The 15133-nt window shown below is 45.8% G+C and carries 12 protein-coding genes; 6 read left to right on the top strand and 6 right to left on the bottom strand.

The features are described 5' to 3' along the window. Positions 1-16: 16 nt before the first annotated feature. Positions 17-982, top strand: coding sequence for a hypothetical protein (locus L5L98_RS05030; protein WP_028760990.1), 966 nt, complete (start codon positions 17-19; stop codon positions 980-982). 146 nt (positions 983-1128) lie between these two features. On the opposite strand, the gene L5L98_RS05025 is transcribed toward L5L98_RS05030, so the two are convergent. Beyond that, complete coding sequence (locus L5L98_RS05025; RefSeq protein ID WP_263139030.1) at positions 1129-1866, bottom strand: YciK family oxidoreductase; 738 nt, start codon at positions 1864-1866, stop codon at positions 1129-1131. A gap of 262 nt (positions 1867-2128) precedes the next feature. Here L5L98_RS05025 and L5L98_RS05020 point away from each other — a divergent pair, with 262 nt between their 5' ends. Continuing rightward, positions 2129-4612 carry a VolA/Pla-1 family phospholipase gene (locus tag L5L98_RS05020; RefSeq protein ID WP_263139027.1) on the top strand — a complete coding sequence of 828 codons (2484 nt, stop codon included), beginning with the start codon at positions 2129-2131 and terminating at the stop codon, positions 4610-4612. Positions 4613-4723: 111 nt separating this feature from the next. Continuing rightward, positions 4724-5740: a protease SohB gene (gene sohB, locus L5L98_RS05015; RefSeq protein WP_263139024.1), complete on the top strand. Its 1017-nt coding sequence runs from the start codon at positions 4724-4726 to the stop codon at positions 5738-5740. An 87-nt stretch (positions 5741-5827) separates the two neighbouring features. Here sohB and L5L98_RS05010 read toward each other — a convergent pair whose 3' ends face one another. Next, positions 5828-6895, bottom strand: coding sequence for a DUF3083 family protein (locus tag L5L98_RS05010; protein WP_028760986.1), 1068 nt, complete (start codon positions 6893-6895; stop codon positions 5828-5830). A 145-nt stretch (positions 6896-7040) separates the two neighbouring features. Further along, on the bottom strand, positions 7041-7640 hold the full coding sequence (locus L5L98_RS05005; protein WP_168824178.1) for an arylesterase: 600 nt from the start codon (positions 7638-7640) through the stop codon (positions 7041-7043). 52 nt (positions 7641-7692) lie between these two features. Here L5L98_RS05005 and L5L98_RS05000 point away from each other — a divergent pair, with 52 nt between their 5' ends. The 3 genes from L5L98_RS05000 to lepB all read left to right on the top strand — a co-directional run bounded on the left by L5L98_RS05000 (position 7693) and on the right by lepB (position 11863). Then, positions 7693-8421, top strand: coding sequence for an ABC transporter ATP-binding protein (locus L5L98_RS05000; RefSeq protein WP_263139018.1), 729 nt, complete (start codon positions 7693-7695; stop codon positions 8419-8421). Positions 8422-8423: 2 nt separating this feature from the next. Then, on the top strand, positions 8424-10934 hold the full coding sequence (locus L5L98_RS04995; protein WP_263139016.1) for an ABC transporter permease: 2511 nt from the start codon (positions 8424-8426) through the stop codon (positions 10932-10934). 266 nt (positions 10935-11200) lie between these two features. After that, on the top strand, positions 11201-11863 hold the full coding sequence (gene lepB, locus L5L98_RS04990) for a signal peptidase I (RefSeq protein ID WP_113940751.1): 663 nt from the start codon (positions 11201-11203) through the stop codon (positions 11861-11863). Positions 11864-11938: 75 nt separating this feature from the next. Here the strand turns inward: lepB and gltS are convergent, their stop codons facing one another. The 3 genes from gltS to folX form a co-directional block, all read right to left on the bottom strand. Then, positions 11939-13162 carry a sodium/glutamate symporter gene (gene gltS, locus L5L98_RS04985; protein ID WP_263139015.1) on the bottom strand — a complete coding sequence of 408 codons (1224 nt, stop codon included), beginning with the start codon at positions 13160-13162 and terminating at the stop codon, positions 11939-11941. Between the two features lie 533 nt (positions 13163-13695). After that, positions 13696-14589: a TIGR01777 family oxidoreductase gene (locus L5L98_RS04980; protein ID WP_219234381.1), complete on the bottom strand. Its 894-nt coding sequence runs from the start codon at positions 14587-14589 to the stop codon at positions 13696-13698. A gap of 87 nt (positions 14590-14676) precedes the next feature. Then, a complete protein-coding gene (folX, locus tag L5L98_RS04975) occupies positions 14677-15039 on the bottom strand; it encodes a dihydroneopterin triphosphate 2'-epimerase (protein WP_006082167.1) in 363 nt (120 codons plus the stop codon). Positions 15040-15133 lie beyond the last annotated feature (94 nt).

Here is a 15133-nt window from a genome sequence, read left to right as displayed (position 1 = left end):
ATTGAGGAGTGAATGAATGAAGCTAATTTCAGTGAAACGGATTTGGGAACACGCTGCCCATAATGCGTTTACCGATTTAATCACGTTTCAGGGGGCACTGTTTTGCGTTTTCCGTGAAGGGACAGCCCATGTGTCACCCGATGGTGCGCTACGAATTCTACGCTCAGCGGATTTAGGCGACACTTGGCAGAGCGTGGCGCTGATCCGTTCGGATGAGGCGGATTTACGCGATGGCAAACTGATTGAGTATCAAGGAGAATTACTCTTACTCGGCGGCGGGACTTTACACGATAAGTCTGGTTTACAATCACATCTTTGGCGCTCAGCCAATGGGCTAGCGTGGTCGGATGCGTTAAAAGTCGCTGATAAAGGCTATTGGTTATGGCGCTTAACCGAGCATCAAAATGCACTCTATGGCGTGGGTTATCGCGCTGGGCCTGATGGCGATACTCGCTTGTATAAAAGTGATGATGGGGTGCAGTTTGAGACTTGGTTAAAGGTGTTTAATAATCAAGGTTATGTCAACGAAACTGCCATTGTTTTTCATCAAGAAAACGGCTTTTGTCTATTGAGGCGCGATCCCGTATGGGGCCCAGAATTTGTCGGTTTACTCGGCCGCAGTCAAATGCCATTCACTGATTGGCAATGGCAAGAACTCGATAAGCGCATTGGTGGGCCAGTGATGTTAATGTATCAATCCCGTTTGTTGGCTGTAGTGCGTTTATACGATGAGCAAGTTCGCACGGCTTTAGTTGAAATTCATCCAGATACTGGCGTGGTTCAAGAACTACTGACACTGCCATCGAAGGGCGATACTAGTTATGCGGGCGTTGTTATTGATGGAAATGAGTTGTGGGTAAGTTATTACTCCAGCCATGAGTTAGCTGACTCACAGCTGGATACGCAAAATTCGCTTGATGAATCAAACAGAGTCGCCAAAGCTAAAACGATGATTTATTTTGCAAAAATTCAGTTAAGCTAAGATTGGCGGTGCGCTATCTTTGTCGTACTTAATATCATCGACAAGTTCTGGGTTTCATTTTGAGAATATCTAAAATAATAAAGAGCCATAAATAGGCCCTTTAATATTGCTGAATCATACCGGCAGAAACTCAATAAGCGATTCGATTACTGTGCGTTAAACTGCTGTCCGTTGACGGCACTAGAATCTTGACCCATCAAATATAGATAGGTCGGCATGATCTCTTCAGCGGTTTTGAGATCCAGTGGATTCTCTGCAGGGTAGGCTTTAGCGCGCATCTCAGTGCGGGTAGCTCCTGGATTGATGCTGTTAACTCGAACTGAGGTGCCATCGCATTCATGGGCGAGAACTTGCATCATGCCTTCGGTGGCAAATTTAGAGAAAGCATAAGGTCCCCAATAGGCGCGGCCTTGACGACCCACACTGCTCGACGTAAAGATAATAGATGCACTGGGTGCTTGGCGCATCACAGGTAGTAATGCTTTAGTTAGCATGACTTGGGCCGTGACGTTCACTTTGAGCACGTCTTCGAGTGATGTAATATCTATGTGTTCAAACGGACCTAAGGCACCGAGTAAGCTAGCGTTATGTAATAAGCCGTCTAAATGATCGAATTGCTCGGCTATGGTATCGGCCATATCGCGATAATTTTGTTCCGTTGCGCCCTTAAGATCCAATGGCACTATGGCAGGTTTGGGATAACCGGCTTGTTCTATTACGTCGTAAACTGCTTCCAATTTTTTCACTGTTTTACCAAGTAAAATCACAGTGGCGCCGTGTTTTGCAAACTCAATGGCGGCGGTTCGGCCTATGCCAGCACCAGCACCTGTGACTAAAATCGTCTTGCCCTTGAGTAAATCTTTTGCTGCTTGATATTCCAACATGAGTCTCTTTTTCCTCTTGGCGAGAATGCCCGCCACTTCTAGAGTCGCCGAAGTGATAAACGCATGTTTCAAACAAATGAATGAAACTTTGTTATCAATAGCTAAAATCTTTGTGACAAACTTGTGGCTAACTCAATATTTTTACGTTAACTTGAAATGAGTTAGGGGCTAACATAAGCCCTATTGGTCACAGATCTAAAAGCTATTGTGACTAATTTCTTGGGGAAAACAAAACTATTACAACAAGATTTGGGGAAAAAAGATGAAAAGACTCATTTTGGGTGTTGCGATTGCATCTGCACTGGGCCTCACAGGATGTGGTGAGGACAGTTTTAATGAACTCAAGGATAAGACAGAAGTGCTCATCCCTGAATCGCACATGGTGTTCGACCCTGCTAATTCAAAAGTTCCATTACCGAATGATTTGCTGTTCAGTGGCACCAAAGATGGCACATTATCAATTCCGGGTGAAAGCTCGGGCAATTATGTTGATCCACAAATAGCGCTTGGGGCGTTAGATGGGTGGTCGACAACATCACCGATTTCTATTGATATCGATTTGGCGAAAAAACATGACGGTACACTGCTGACCTTAATGGCGGCATCGGTTTCACAACCGGGTGCTGTCAGAATGTTTGAAGCCACAGTAGGCGGCGCATTATCATCTGATCCCGAATGTAAGGCTAAACCTTCAGTTTCAGCCTGTAAAGTGGGCGCTGAGTTGCAGTTTGGCGTTGACTTTATATCAACCGCTTCGGGCAAAAAAGTGGTAATAATTCCGCTTAAGCCACTCAAAGCTGGGCAATCTTATATTTATGCGACAACGAATCTTATTCAAGATTCTGAAGGTCGTGGTATCGCTCCTTCAACGACCTATGGTTTGTTGAAGCTGGATATCAATACGTTACCTTTAGAAACGCCAGACCAATTGATGCTGCAAACCTTAGTGAATAGTTATGAGAAAGGGATTGCTGCGGCCCATAAGGTCGATCCTTTAACCATCAGTTACTCTGGCTTATTTACAACTCAGTCTGTTGCTAACGTCTATGAAACCACCAAATTGCTGATGGCGAAGGGTGCTCCCTATGCACCAAGCTTTGCCCAGATGCCAACACCGACTGGATTGACTGTGGCTCAAGTGGCGGGCTTAACACCAGCTGCTGGAGCTGCCTATGTTGCCGCAAACTTGGCTGATGTGTATACGGCAAAAATTAAACTGCCTATTTACGGTGATTGTTCTTCAGTTGGTTGTTTATCCGCTGAAGGTAAACCATTAATTAATGGTCATTGGAAAGCACAAGGTGATAGCCCTGTATCTGTGCTACTAGCACTGCAAGCGGGCACACTCAGCCAGAATAATTTTGGTATGCAAGCGGTGGCTAATGGTATTGCTAACCCTGCTGATGCTTTAGCCAATCCCTCGTTAATGGCGGGTAAAACATGGGTTTTAGACGATGGTACGGCAGTTGATAAAACCAAACATCTGACTAAATTCAATCCTATTCCAGCAATCAAAGGTTATGAAACAGTATCTGTACTGATTTCTATGCCCAATGCAACGAAATTGGCCGCTTTTTATCAACAGCAAGGTCGTGAGTTTATTCCTCCTACATCTGGTTGGCCAACAACAATTGCCCTTCACGGTTTAGGTGGCGGTAAAGAAATGTCATTGGCCTATGCCGGCACGTATGCGGCAATGGGGGTTGCGACTGTTGCTATTGATATGCCACTTCACGGTGCGCGTTCATTTGATGCTAACGGAGATGGGATTTATGAAGTCTCTGCGACAGATCCTGCCTTCGGTGCAGTTGTTGGTAAACCGGACGCCTTTAAAAATGGTAACCCGTTGGTGTTTGTGAATATTTCTAGCACTTTGTCGGTGCGAGATAATTTCCGTCAAGCGACGATGGACCATTTAGGGGTGCGTCTTGCTCTTACGGGCTTAGCACAGGGCTTAGCACAAGCAGGTCAGCCGCAAGTATTTGATGTGGCTAAAATCAGTGCTCAAGGTCTGAGTTTAGGCGCCATTGTGGGCACCGATTTTGCGACCTATGCCAGCACAGGTATGAAGAATCCAGCAACCGGCGATGCCTTGCCAAATGCTTATGCTATCAATGCTGTATCCTTAGTTGCGCCAGCAGGTGGATTAGCAGGATCATTCGCAGGTTCTGCAACCTTTGGCCCAGTACTGTTTAGTAATATTACGGCATCTGCAACTTTCCAAGCACAGGTCGATGCGGCTAATACAGCAGGTTATGAGCCTGGTAGCCCTGAATATGCGGCACTGGTGCAGGCGGTATACGCACAGTTTATTCCGACGTTTGCCTTTGCGGTTCAAACAGCGGTAGATTCTGCAGATCCTGTTAACCATGCTGCTATGTTAAAAGCGACTGGCTTACCTGTGCACTTAATTGAAGTGGCGGGTGATGGTAACGGTAACTTAGCAGATCAAGTGCTGCCTAATCGTGTCGATAACTTCCCATTATCGGGCACTGAGCCGCTGATCGCTGCCATCGGGCTACCTTGTGCCGATAGCACGAGCAAAGGTCATGGCGTTGTGCGTTTCGCTAAAGGTCACCACAGTTCGATTGTTGATCCTAAAGAAAAGGAATCAACGGATGGTATGGCCGCGGCTGCCACGGTTGAAATGCAGACTCAAGTGGCAACCTATGCTGCTACTGCAGGTAAGGACGACGTGACGATTTTAGTGACAAACAGTGGGGTCATTGCGACTTGTCCTAACTAATCTTGCCTTAATCGGAAAAACCCAGCCTTTGCTGGGTTTTTTTATGGGCCTTTAGGCTGTTAGAATAGCGCGCAATTGATTGAATGATGTAACGCCCTAACGGAGAACACTTTGGAATTTTTATACGAGTATGGAATGTTTTTGGCGAAAGCCGTCACAATAGTGGTCGCAATCGTTGCCGTTATTATTGTGGTGTTGGCTTCCACTGTAAAACACAAGTCAGATAAGGGCGAGCTGAGGATCACTAACTTGTCTGAAGAGTTAGAAGAACTTAAGCATGGCTTAAAAGAAGAACTTCTGTCAAAGAAACAATTCAAAGCCTATGAAAAGCAATTAAAAGCTGACGAAAAGGCCAAAGACAAGGCCGCAGATGAAGCCTGCACGGGCAAAGTGTTCGTGATTGATTTTAAGGGCAGTATCGATGCCGCTGAGGTCGCATCACTGCGTGAAGAAATCAGTGCAATTATCGCTATCGCAGAAAAAGGCGATGAAGTGGTTGTCAATGTAGAGAGTGGCGGTGGTATGGTGCATGGTTATGGTTTAGCCTCCAGCCAGTTAGATCGCTTACGCCAAGCTGATATTCCATTGACTGTCTGTGTTGATAAAGTCGCCGCCAGTGGTGGCTATATGATGGCCTGTGTAGCGAATAAAATTTATGCTGCACCTTTTGCCATTGTCGGTTCTATTGGTGTTGTTGCTCAACTGCCTAACTTTAATCGCCTGCTGAAAAAGCATGAAATTGATTATGAGCAACATACCGCCGGTAATTTTAAACGCACCTTGACAGTGTTTGGTGAAAACTCCGATGAGGGAAGACAGAAGTTTCAAGAGGAACTCGAAGAAACCCACGTCTTATTTAAAGCGTTTGTTGGTAAGTATCGCCCTGAGCTGGATTTAGTGAAAGTCGCTACTGGCGAGCATTGGTACGGTCAGCAAGCCATTGAATTAGGTTTAGTTGATGCGATTTCGACCAGCGATGATGTGATAATGTCACTCGCCACAGAGCGTACTGTGTACAAGATACGTTATCAGGTGAGAAAGAAACTTGCCGATAAAATTGCCCACGGTGCTTCTTTGTCTGTGAACGCTATTTTCAATCGCCTCATAGAAAAAAATCATCCTATGTAATTCTGTCTATTGGTGAATAAAAGTAAAAACGCCTGCATTTGCAGGCGTTTTCATTTGCTGAGCTTTCGCGGCTAATACCGAAGTGGGTTAGATTTGATAGCTGATATGTTGATGGAAACGTACGATGAGATCTTCACGCTCCGGATCGACACCTATGTCGGCTGCGAAGGCCTTCAGAGCTGTTTCAACATTGTTCATAAAACGACCGAAACCCGAATCGTCACAATCCTTAGTACCTGCCACTATGGTAAAGTGCGCAGCTTCGACTAAGTTATCGGCATCCCAGCGACGGATAACTTGTTGCTCAGTCGCATTAGGATCGAACCCTATCATTTGTACTTCGGCTTTGCTGTCGAGCTTTTCAAACTTACTGTTACGCACAAGTGGTGTTAAGCCGTTCGCTATCATAGCAAGGCGTGTCAGTTGTCTATTCGCTGCCGCTTTGAGGAAGCAGTCTTCAAGATGCTGATATAAAGGCGTAAAGTCAGTGGCTGAGTCAGGTAATAAACCCTGTTTGAGTTTGCGACTCAGCGGCAAGCTCACCGTTACATAGGTAAGAGAGCTAACGTTTTCTGGTAACTCACATTTTCTGGCTTTATATCTTGGGCCGATGGCGCGCAGTTTATAACCATAGGTTTCTTTATAGCCCTTAGCTTTTGCGAACAGATCATAGGATAAATGCTGATGGTCGCGGACCTTAACCTTAAGATCGCTTATTGGCATTAAGGGCATTAATTCAGTGAGCAACTCACGTACCTTGATATGGAAACTGGCGGAATTACTGCGAATATCGTCACCTGTGGCGAGAAACACAATGCGCAGTTTACGGGCGCGATAGTTTTCTTGCGAGAATAAGTTTTGGGCTTCGTGGTAGGCTGGGTTATAAAAAAATAGAATTTGTTCAGTGGTTTGGAAGCAATATGCTTCGGTATGGTAACGCACTACTGGCAGTTTATCGTTAGTGATCACGTGAACATTACGGAGATCGTGTTGTTCTGCCAAATTAAATATCAAACGGCTTAACGTTTGATAACAGCTTTGATAATCGGGATATTGATTGAGTAGTTCATCCGTCACCTTGATTTCGGCTGTGATGTATTGATTGGTACGGGCTTCCTTGGGTATGTACACTTTTTGCTGATGGCTAAGGGACATATTGACTCCTTGTTTGAGTTAACCATTTGCTAACACGAATTTTACTGTTTATCTATAGGGTGAATCTTGCGTTAGAACACGTTTTTATCCGTTGAACATGAGTTTAGCTAAGTAAGCGGTTCGTTAGCTTAAAATAGCAGCTATTTTATTGGGTTAACGCATTTTCTATCCATGGTTGCATCCAAGCCGCAATCTGAGCTTGCGCCTTTTCGTTGGGATGAATGCCATCCCTTTGCATTAATTCTGGATGGGGAGCGATATCCTGCATAAAGAAGGGGATCAACACTATATCTTGGGTTTTAGATATGTCTTGATACACTTGGGTGAACTTTTGGGTATAGCGAGGGCCATAGTTAGGCGGTACCATGATCTCGGTCAGCAGCACTTTTGCGCCGCTATCTTTGGCTAGGGTAATGATTTGGATTAGATTATTTTCGAGTTGCGTTGGGGGGAATCCACGTAAACCATCATTACCTCCCAGTTCAACGACCACAAGGTCGGGAGCAACAGAATCGAGCAAGGCGGGTAATCGGCGTAGGCCGCCCGCTGTGGTTTCGCCGCTCATTGAGCCATTGGTAAACTGATGTTCGGGCAGATTTTTTTGCAGTAGTGCTACCCAGCCTGACTGTTCTGCCATGCCGTAGCTAGCGCCTAAGCTATCGCCGAGGATCAGTATCTTTGCCGCGTGAGCGGGCGTGACCATGAGTACACTCAGTAGGATGAATGCCCCTAGGGTCTTCGCCATTGATTTTAATCTTAGCGATTGATACCAGAACGATTTATATAAGAAGGATCCTATGTCTAACGTCATCTTAAAAAACAGTGCCATTAATGTTGTTAACCTCGAAAAATCAGTGATTACTCAGGAAGGAACGCTCACTATCCTCAAGGGCATTAACTTAGATGTCAAGCAAGGTGAGAGTGTGGCCATTCTCGGCCCATCAGGTTCGGGCAAATCCACCTTATTGGGATTGCTTGCGGCGCTTGATACGCCTACGTCGGGGGAGATTTGGCTCGATGGTGTGGCATTATCACCACTGAATGAAGAGCAAAAAGCGGCACTGCGTAAACAGAAGGTCAGCTTTATTTTTCAATCCTTTATGTTAGTTGATACCTTAACTGCGCTCGAGAACGTCATGTTACCCGCCGAGCTTGCAGGCGTGAGCAATGCCAAGGAAAAAGCGCAGGCCATGTTGGTGCGGGTTGGTTTATCCCATCGTTTGACCCATTTACCCAAACAGCTCTCGGGTGGTGAACAGCAAAGGGTGGCGATTGCCCGCGCTTTTATCTGTGAGCCTACAGTCTTGTTTGCCGATGAACCAACTGGCAATTTAGACAGCGTCAACGGCCATAAGATTGCCGATATGTTGTTTGAGCTTAATCAAGAAAGCCATACAACCTTAGTCCTCGTTACCCATGATCTGCAGTTGGCCAAGCGGTGTGAGCGTCAACTAGTGATGGATAACGGCCATTTACAGGAAGATATCACTCAAACAGAACCGCTAGCTGATGTTAAGGAGGCTTAATAATGGAGTTAAGTCTGGCATGGCGCCTGTTTAAACGCGAGTTACAGCAGGGACAATTGTTATTGATTATCCTCGCTATTACGCTCGCGGTTTTGTCTGTGAGTGGCTTGGCGCGGGTGAGTGAACGTCTGCAAGTGGCAATTAGTGGTCAAGCTTCACAGTTTATTGCTGCCGACCGTATTATCGATTCGCCGGTTAAAATTGATGCGGCGATTTTATCCAAAGCCGAAGCGCTTGGGCTTAAGCATGTGACTAACATGCAATTTAATTCCATGGTCTATTCGGGAGATAAGTTTCAGTTAGTCACAGTACGCGCCGTAGAGTCGGGTTACCCGCTTAAGGGCGATATTGAACTCACCAGCGGTAAAACCAAGGCGTTACCTCAAGCGGATCAAATTTGGTTTGAGACTCGCTTAGGCGGACTTTTGGGTTATCCCAAATCCATCGAACTAGGTAACAGCGAATTTGTGCTCAGCAATGAGATCAGCCGCTTACCCGACGCAGGTTTTAATCCTTTTGCTTCATCGCCTGTGGTATTGATGCGGATGGAGGATGTCGCCAAAACAGGTGTTATTCAACCAGGCAGCCGCGTGACTTATCTGTATCAATTTGCCGGAGATGAAGCCTCGCTTACGGCCTTTGAACAAAGTGTTAAACCGCTTTTGAATAGCACCCAGCGTTGGGTCGATGTGCAATCCGGTGACTCGCCGATTGCGGGAGCCGTTAAGCGAGCGGAGCGCTTCTTACTGCTGGCAAGTTTGATGGGCATTGCATTGGCCTGCGCGGCGATAGGTATTGCCGCCCAGCGTTATTGTCAGCGTCATTACGATGTGGTGGCCATGCTGAAAACCTTTGGCGCCTCGGCAAAGCAAATTCGCCTGTTGTTTGGTACTCATTTATTGTTGGTAACGCTACTGGGAATTGGTCTAGGCCTTATTGGGGGAGGGTTACTCGATTTTGGGATCAGTTATCTCTTGCCACCCGAAATTGCGGCCTATTCACCGCCACTCACACGGCCATTATTACTCGGTATCAGCACTGGGCTCATCAGCGCCTTTATGTTTTCGGCTTATCCATTGATGCGTTTACTGGCTATTCCGCCACTGCGGGTGTTGCAGCGTCAGTTAGAAGGCTTACAGCTTGGTATGTGGCTGCATTTGCTACTGAGTCTAGGGGCTATGGCGCTACTGGGCTATTTGTATTCCCAAAGTTGGACTTTGACTCTGACTGTGGTCGCGGCTGTGCTATTGCTGGCTGTGCTATTAAGTCTGCTTGGATTTGTGATGATACGAGCAGGACACAGTGTTGGTATGAAGACTACCAATCCTTTGCAATTAGCGCTGGCGGGGCTAAGGCGTCGTGCGCGGCAAAATGCGGTGCAATTGGTTGGTTTTAGCGCCGCACTGGTACTGTTATTGACGATTTTAGCGCTAAGACAAGATTTACTTAACGAATGGCAAAAACAGTTGCCCGAAAATGCGCCTAATTATTTCCTTGTCAATATTGCGCCTGATGATGCAAAGCCCTTGAATGATTTCATGACGGCTAAGGGAATAGTGGCGACGGACATTTATCCGGTGATCCGTGGCCGGTTAACCCAAATTAACGGTGAACCGCTGATTTCGAATGAACAGTCCGAAGCGGGTGAAAAGGGAAGAGTGGGCATTTCGCGCGAGTTAAACCTAACGTGGCGCAATACACTGCCTGCTAACAACGAACTGTTAGAGGGGCATTTTAATCAAGCCGCTGATGAAGTATCGGTGGAGTCCGGCGTGGCGGAGCGTCTAGGTATTGGTATTGGCGATAAGCTGACTTACGTGATTGATAATCAAGAGCTCACAGTTAAAGTTGCCAGTATTCGTGCCGTACACTGGGAAACGCTGCAACCGAACTTCTTTATGATTTTCACTCAAGAAGCGCTCGCGCCTTTTGCTTATACTTCGATGGCGAGTTTTTATTTAAATGACCAGTCAACAAATGACCCCGCAACAAACGGCCAAGCGCTGAGTGCCTATGGTACGCCTAAGGATGCAGTGATCCTTGCGCTTATTCAGCAATTTCCGACGATATCTATCATAGATGTTGGCGCTATGGTGGGGCAGTTGCGGCAGATAATTGAGCAAGTGTCGCTGTCGTTGTCTTTAGTGCTGGCCTTAGTGTTATTAGCCAGTGCCTTAGTCTTGATTGCACAGACTGAGGCTGGCATGGCAACTCGGCAACGTGAACTGGCGGTGTTACGTACCTTTGGTGCTTCAGGATGGTTATTGCGCAGTGCAACGGGTTTAGAGTTCGCCTTACTTGGCGGTATTGCGGGTGTGTTAGCCGTAATTGTGGCCGAATTTGCGTTATATCTACTTAAGACGCAAGTATTTGAACTTAATGTATACATGCACTGGCCTTGGTGGGGTATTGCCCCTGTTTCTGGAGCCTTAATCGTCGCCTTACTAGGGGTTTGGCGTTGTCGACAATTACTCAGCCAATCTTGCTCTGAGCTATTAAAGGCTGGAAGCTAGGGCGGTTTGTGAACTCTGTTGATGGGCTAAAACATAAAGCTTATTAAGACAACAAGCTGAGCTAACATTAAAAGCACTGATGCGACATAAGCTCAGTGCTTTTTTGTTATGGGGTTGATTCTGCTGCACTTGAATTGAATATGCTTTTTACATCGGCTTACAAATTGATCTGTGCTTAAGCAGGTAGCAACAGAACTTAGTGCAACGCAATGGGTCTATCTAACTGAGAACAGCGACTAGCTTATATATGCCATAGAGGGAATATTATGTTCAAAGGAATAACAAAACTGCTTAAGGATAATCGCTCCTTTTTTCTGTTTATCAGCTTAATGTTAGTGTTCAGGAGCGCTGTGGCAGATTGGAATACTGTGCCATCGGGTTCTATGCTGCCGACTATCGTCGAGGGGGATCGCATTCTTGTTAATAAGATGGCTTATGATCTTAGGGTGCCATTTACGCATATCGCATTAGTTAAACTGGCAGATCCTGTTCGCGGCGATATCGTGGTATTTGACTCGAAAAAGGCCGATAAAAAGCTGATTAAGCGGGTAATAGCTGTGCCAGGCGATACTGTGATGATGCAGGATAATCGCTTGTATTTAAACGGCGAACTGCTCAGCTACACATCCCAAGCATTGAGTGCTTATGCTCCCGCTGATGTGACAGAAATGCAGGAAAATTTACTTGGTATGGTCCACAGTATTCGCCTTAACCCTGTACCCTCAAGGCTTGCCAATTTTGGACCTGTCACAGTGCCAGATGCGCATTATTTAGCCCTGGGTGATAATCGTGATAACAGCGCTGACTCTCGGGTTATTGGCTTCGTGCCCCGTGATGAGATTGTTGGCCGTTCAAGTTCAGTCGTTTTCTCCCTTGATTATGATGATTATTACCTGCCTCGGCCTGAACGCTTAATGCGTGAATTCTAGTCTTAACTATTTTGAACCATGAAATAGGGCGCCAAAGTCGGCGCCCTATTTTTTAAGTGATTGAGTTATAAACAACTACTTCATAAAGCTCAGATAGCCCTGTAAGACAATTAAGTTGACTATGTCGATAAAGAAGGCTCCGACGATAGGCACTACCATAAAGGCTTGGGGTGATGGCCCTGTGCGTGATACTAGCGCGCCCATATTCATTACTGCTGTTGGGGTTGCACCCATACCAAAGCCGCAGTGGCCGCCGGTGATCACCGCAGCATCGTAATTACTGCCCATGACTTTGAACGTCACGAAATAGGCAAAAATGGCCAACACTGCGGTTTGTACCAGTAAAATTACCAGTAGCGGGATCGCTAAATCAAAAATTTCCCATAACTTTAAAGTCATTAAGGCCATTGAGAGGAAGAGTGACAGCGCGACAGTCCCTATCACATCGATACTTTCGGTATGGGGTTTGTAACCGCGGGTGAGTTCTGTGAGATTAGCGATGAGCACGCCAAGAAAAAGAGCATATACAAAGTCGGGCATTTTTAGCCATGCAATACCCGATTGGCTGATCCACAGCGTGAGCCATTTTGATCCTGCAACACACAACAACAGTACAAACAGAGTTTCTAATATGGTTTTGGCGGTGACTTGGTCTTCTTCTAAGTGATCATAAGTGACTAAATGCGGATGTTCACTGTGATGCTTGCGGCCAACTCCATAGCGAGAAACGAGATTATGTTTACCGATTAATCGCTGCGCGACGGGGCCACCAATGATCCCACCCATGATCAAACCAAAAGTTGCCGCGGCCATAGCAAACTCTAAGGTGTTGATACCGTAGCGCTCTGCAAAGGTTTGTGACCAAGCAACGCCGGTACCATGGCCGCCCGACAGGGTAATTGATCCTGCGATAAGTCCCATGATGGGATCGAGCCCCAATAGGCTGGCTAAACTGACGCCAACGGCATTTTGAATCACAATATACATTGAGGCTACACCTAAAAAGATGAAGACTTTTTTACCACCGCTGAGCAATAGCTTGTAGTTTGCCGAGAGGCCAATGGTGCTAAAAAACATCAGCATTAAGGTATTTTGCAGTGATAGGCTGAAGTCGAGACTGATATTTTGAAAGTGAAGAAATGTGACTCCCGCGGCGACAACAAGGCCACCCACTATGGGTTCGGGGATATTATATTGCCTGAAGACACGTACATGGCGATTGATAGAGTGGCCGATAAACAGCACGAAAATGGCAATTAAAAATGATTCTAGCTCGCCAATCATATAGGTCGTGTGCATGAAAATTCCTTACAAACTGTCTTAGTGCGGGCGTTTCATTGGGCACAATGTCCAATGAGAAGTAACCCATCTTGTTATTAAGTACCTGCTAATGCTGGATGTTAAGCGCTTGATGTCGAGGACAGATCAGTGTCAATCCGATAAAAAATTTAAAGGATGAGTAGGCGCGAGTGTGTATCGTTTTATGGTCTACAGACCAAGAACAGCAGATTAAATAGCCTGTTCCTGAGCATAAATAACTGTCTATTTATGAGGTGTTGCTGAGTCTATCTGTGGTCAAGGCTGAGGCGGTTAATGCGTGCCTCCTATGACCGAATGGAGGCGAGTTTAGCAGAAAATGGACGGATTGTCGCTAAATCATAATATAAATCATGATGTTACATTCTTGTTTTTCTAGTGTTGCTAAAATAATGGCAAGATTGACGTTACAATATACCTGGTTGTTGAGCGGATTTGAGTACTAAGATGCCACCTGCATTAGCCACTGATTTTATCAGCATATTAAAGCTGAGTTTAGGCGCTAGCGTGCTAGCCTATTTGGCTAACACGTTTGTTAAGGCGTTATCGAGATCACTGAATTGAAACTGAAAACCCGCTTCGAGGGCACGTTTGGGGTAAACAAATTGCCCTTCCGTCAGCAGCTCCGACATTTCGCCCATCGCTAAGCGTAATGCAAGCGGTGGGGTCGTGATTAACGCTGGGCGATTAAGTGCTTTTCCGAGCGCTTTGGTAAACACAGCGTTACTCACTGGATTGGGTGCTGTGGCATTAAATATGCCTTTACAGTGTTGTTGAGTGAGTAAAAAATCAATAAGGGAAATGAGATCCTGCACATGGATCCAGCTCATACCTTGGCGTCCATGGCCAATTGGGCCACCGAGTCCGAGTTTAAATGGCGGTAACATTTTCTCTAAGGCACCACCTTTACCTAGCACGATACCAATACGGATAATGCAGACTCGTGTGTGCTCTGAGGTTGCATTTAGCGCTTCTTGCTCCCATTTTCGACAGATGTCATGGCTAAACTCAACATGGGCACCACTAGACTCATCGAGTAATTTATCATCGTGCCGCCCGTAATAACCGACTGCCGAACCACTCACCATGATCTGAGGAGGAGTGCTACTCTGTTGTATTAGCTGAGTTAATCTTGCCGTAATATCCCAGCGACTATCACAAATGCGTTGCTTCTGATTTTTACTCCAACGTTTAGCGACTATGGGTTCACCCGCAAGATTTACGATGGCATCAATGTGATTTAAGTTGCTTAGCACATCGAGACTCTCGAGGTAATGGTGCTGATTGCCGAGCACTTTTTGTGTTTGTTGCACTGAGCGAGTTAATAACGTCAGTTGATGATATGGCGCCAGTCGTTCGACTAATTGGCGACCAATAAAGCCGCTTGCGCCGGTGATCAGTATATTCATGGAACCTCTCTTAATTGGTTAAGCTCTGCGGATATATACCAAAATGCGGTGTGCAACGATCACTTAGTCGGAGTATTTTTAGCCAGATTATTTTTGATAACATAACTCCATCGAGACTGAATCGGCAAAGCGTAGTGCATGGGGTTTGTCTATTTCGACACTGGCAAATTCAACCCAAGGATGTTCACTGGCGATGGCCAGCGTTTGGCTGGTGAGATTTTCGAGTAATGAGAAACGGTTATTCTCAATCAGTTCAATGATCTTTTTGGTGATAGTGCGGTAATTGAGCGCATCCTCGACATTGTCACTGTTGCGGGCACGTTCGGCACAATAATGGATCACGACATTAATGATCACGTCTTGGCGATTTTGGATTTCATCTTCTTTAATGCCAATAAAAGTACGAAGTCTTAAGTTTTTAATGCGTATAATCGCGGTTTCTGGTTTCATAATGACAAATGGCTATCTTAAGCTAAAGTTGCTGAGGTTAAGTGGTTTCAAGGGTTAGCCTAACAATTTTATCTAAGATCAAGAAGGATTTTTA

Origin of the sequence: Shewanella sp. SM23 (assembly GCF_025654295.1) — a bacterium.
Classification (GTDB): domain Bacteria; phylum Pseudomonadota; class Gammaproteobacteria; order Enterobacterales; family Shewanellaceae; genus Shewanella; species Shewanella oncorhynchi.
Note: the sequence above shows the minus strand (reverse complement) of the source record. Positions and strands in the feature narration are given on the sequence as shown.

What these genes read in the sequence shown, in the direction of transcription:
- gltS (WP_263139015.1), bottom strand. Translation starts at nt 13,162, where the DNA reads ATGCACACGACCTATATGATTGGCGAGCTAGAATCATTTTTAATTGCC.
- folX (WP_006082167.1), bottom strand. Translation starts at nt 15,039, where the DNA reads ATGAAACCAGAAACCGCGATTATACGCATTAAAAACTTAAGACTTCGT.
- L5L98_RS05030 (WP_028760990.1), top strand. Translation starts at nt 17, where the DNA reads ATGAAGCTAATTTCAGTGAAACGGATTTGGGAACACGCTGCCCATAAT.
- L5L98_RS05000 (WP_263139018.1), top strand. Translation starts at nt 7,693, where the DNA reads ATGTCTAACGTCATCTTAAAAAACAGTGCCATTAATGTTGTTAACCTC.
- L5L98_RS05020 (WP_263139027.1), top strand. Translation starts at nt 2,129, where the DNA reads ATGAAAAGACTCATTTTGGGTGTTGCGATTGCATCTGCACTGGGCCTC.
- lepB (WP_113940751.1), top strand. Translation starts at nt 11,201, where the DNA reads ATGTTCAAAGGAATAACAAAACTGCTTAAGGATAATCGCTCCTTTTTT.
- L5L98_RS04995 (WP_263139016.1), top strand. Translation starts at nt 8,424, where the DNA reads ATGGAGTTAAGTCTGGCATGGCGCCTGTTTAAACGCGAGTTACAGCAG.
- L5L98_RS04980 (WP_219234381.1), bottom strand. Translation starts at nt 14,589, where the DNA reads ATGAATATACTGATCACCGGCGCAAGCGGCTTTATTGGTCGCCAATTA.
- L5L98_RS05005 (WP_168824178.1), bottom strand. Translation starts at nt 7,640, where the DNA reads ATGGCGAAGACCCTAGGGGCATTCATCCTACTGAGTGTACTCATGGTC.
- L5L98_RS05010 (WP_028760986.1), bottom strand. Translation starts at nt 6,895, where the DNA reads ATGTCCCTTAGCCATCAGCAAAAAGTGTACATACCCAAGGAAGCCCGT.
- L5L98_RS05025 (WP_263139030.1), bottom strand. Translation starts at nt 1,866, where the DNA reads ATGTTGGAATATCAAGCAGCAAAAGATTTACTCAAGGGCAAGACGATT.